At 27.2% G+C, this 2,481-nt stretch carries 3 protein-coding genes; 1 reads left to right on the forward strand and 2 read right to left on the reverse strand.

Going from position 1 to position 2,481, the window contains the following annotated elements; translation table 11 throughout:
• The coding region (gene nhaA, locus NSA58_RS18825; protein ID WP_257560841.1) for a Na+/H+ antiporter NhaA at nucleotides 1-992 on the forward strand (992 nt) is incomplete at its 5' end.
• Nucleotides 993-1,044: 52 nt separating this feature from the next.
• Here the strand turns inward: nhaA and NSA58_RS18830 are convergent.
• Both NSA58_RS18830 and NSA58_RS18835 read right to left on the reverse strand, forming a co-directional pair.
• Nucleotides 1,045-1,353 carry a hypothetical protein gene (locus NSA58_RS18830; RefSeq protein WP_074429887.1) on the reverse strand — a complete coding sequence of 103 codons (309 nt, stop codon included), beginning with the start codon at nucleotides 1,351-1,353 and terminating at the stop codon, nucleotides 1,045-1,047.
• A 149-nt stretch (nucleotides 1,354-1,502) separates the two neighbouring features.
• A complete protein-coding gene (locus NSA58_RS18835; RefSeq protein WP_074079352.1) occupies nucleotides 1,503-2,447 on the reverse strand; it encodes an L-lactate dehydrogenase in 945 nt (314 codons plus the stop codon).
• Nucleotides 2,448-2,481: the final 34 nt, after the last annotated feature.

The raw sequence follows: 2,481 nt of genomic DNA on the forward strand, positions 1-2,481 counted from the left end.
ATAGCTTTGTAAATGATTTTCTTATGTCTATATTTTTTTTATTGGCAGGATTAGAAATAAAAGAAGAGGTTTTATTTGGAAGCTTATCATCTTTTAAAAAAGCATCTTTTCCTGTAATTGCATCCATTGGTGGTGTCATAATGCCCGCTATAATTTTTACATATTTTAATTTAAATACAAAATATATTAGTGGGATTTGTATACCTATATCTACAGATATCGCCTTTTCTATGGGTATTTATTTTTTATTTAGTAAATACTTAAATCCTTCAATAAAGATGTTTTTATTATCTTTAGCCGTAGTAGATGATTTAGTATCCATATTGCTAATAGGTACTGTTTATTCCTCAAAAATTAATTTATCTTTTTTTATTTTAGCTCTTGTTTGTCTTTTTATAAGTTGTATTGGAAATAAAATATTTAAAATCGAAAGTGTACTTTACTATCTTCTATTAGGAGTATGTTTATGGTACTTTATTCATCTTAGCGGAATTCATTCAACTTTAAGTGGAATACTTTTAGCAATAGGTATACCAACAACATCTTACAAAAGGAAATATTCAACGTCTCACTATATAATAAAATATTTTAAAATTTTTAATAGCCTTATTATTATTCCATTGTTTGCTTTTTCTAATACAGGAGTAAGTATTGATTCTAATTTGAATCTGGCTAAATATCCCACAATATTTTTAGGTATATATCTTGGACTTTTAATCGGAAAACCATTAGGAATAATGTTGTTTACATATATAAGTAATTTAATAGGATTATCAAAAAAACCTAAGGAACTAAATTGGACCTGCGTATTTATTGTTTCTCTAATATCTAGTATCGGTTTTACCATGTCTATATTTGTATCAGAAGTTGCTTTTATGGGTAATACAGAGCTTATAGGCATAGCTAGGATATGTATCTTGATTAGTAGCTTAACATCCATAATACTTTCATCCTTATGCATAAAAACATTTAAGGAATTACATATTATATAGATTAAAATAAAAAATAGCTATTCACATATTAAAGCGATAGCTACTTTTTATTTTAATCTATTTTTTCTTCTAGCTTATTTTCTTCTTTATTAATAATAGAAGGACTTAAGCTATTTAATTTGTTTATTATGTATCCTATTGCCCAAACTACTATTGCATAAAATACATAAGGAATTGATGCACTTACATAGTAGCTTATTACATCTGCTAACTGTTCTTTTATAACTATGCTACCAGCTGTCGCAAGACTAGAAATATAAGTGTATGAAGTATATATTGTAAATATAGAATAAATCGCTATAATTGCAGCAACCACATATAACAATATTGGTAAAATAGCTTTCTTATTAATTTTTTTCATTTTAATACCTCCTTTCAAATAATTTTTCCATGAGAAAATATTATCAAATTTGTATGAATTACATATGAATTAATTATGTACTTTATATGTATTAATTATACTTTCCATCATAATAAGAAAAAGATACTTAAAAAGTATCTTTTTCTTATTTATATATCTAACTTACCTATATTTTCTTTCATTATTTCTATTGAATTATCTAACTTAGATTTTTCTTCTTTTTCTAAAGGAAGCTCTATTACTTCTCTAACTCCATTTTCATTTACTATACTTGGAACTGCAATAAATACATCATTATGTCCGTATTTATCATCCAAATATGATGACACTGTTAATATGCTATTTTCATTTTCTAGTATGGCTTTTGTAATTCTAGCTAATGCCATTCCTATTCCATAATAAGTTGATTTTTTACAATCTATTATTTTGTAGGCAATATTTCTTACTTCATCTTCTATTAGTTCTAGGTCTTCAAATTTAACTTTTGCATCTTTTTTAGAAGCTACTTGATATATTGGTTGAACTCCCATTAAAGCATAACTCCATGCAACAAATTGAGAATCACCATGTTCTCCCATAACATAAGCATGTATAGATTTCGGTGTAACTCCAAGCCTTTCACCTAATCCAAATCTAAGTCTAGCTGTATCAAGTGTAGTTCCAGATCCCATTACTTTTGTTTTATCATATCCTGATGCTTTCCAAACAACATAAGTCATAATATCTACTGGATTTGATGCAACTATAATTATTCCATTAAAGCTAGTCTTTTTTATTTCTCCAACTATTGATTTCATTATTTTAGTATTTTTATGTAACAAGTCAAGTCTTGTTTCTCCTGGAACTTGAGTGGCTCCTGCTGTTATGCAAATTATGTTTGCATCACTACAGTCACTATAATCACCTGAATAAATCTTCATTTTTCTAGGTGCATAACTAAGTCCATGATTTAAATCTAAGGCTTCACCCACAGTCCTATTTTTATCTATATCGATTAATACAAGTTCTTCACATGTTCCTTGGTTTACCATTGAGTATGCATAGCTCATCCCTACCATACCAGCTCCAACTATAACCACTTTATTTTTTTTCATATTATCCTCCTGAAGTCTGTTATTTTTTTGTCAA

It is taken from the genome of Terrisporobacter muris, from assembly GCF_024621905.1.
GTDB lineage: Bacteria > Bacillota > Clostridia > Peptostreptococcales > Peptostreptococcaceae > Terrisporobacter > Terrisporobacter muris.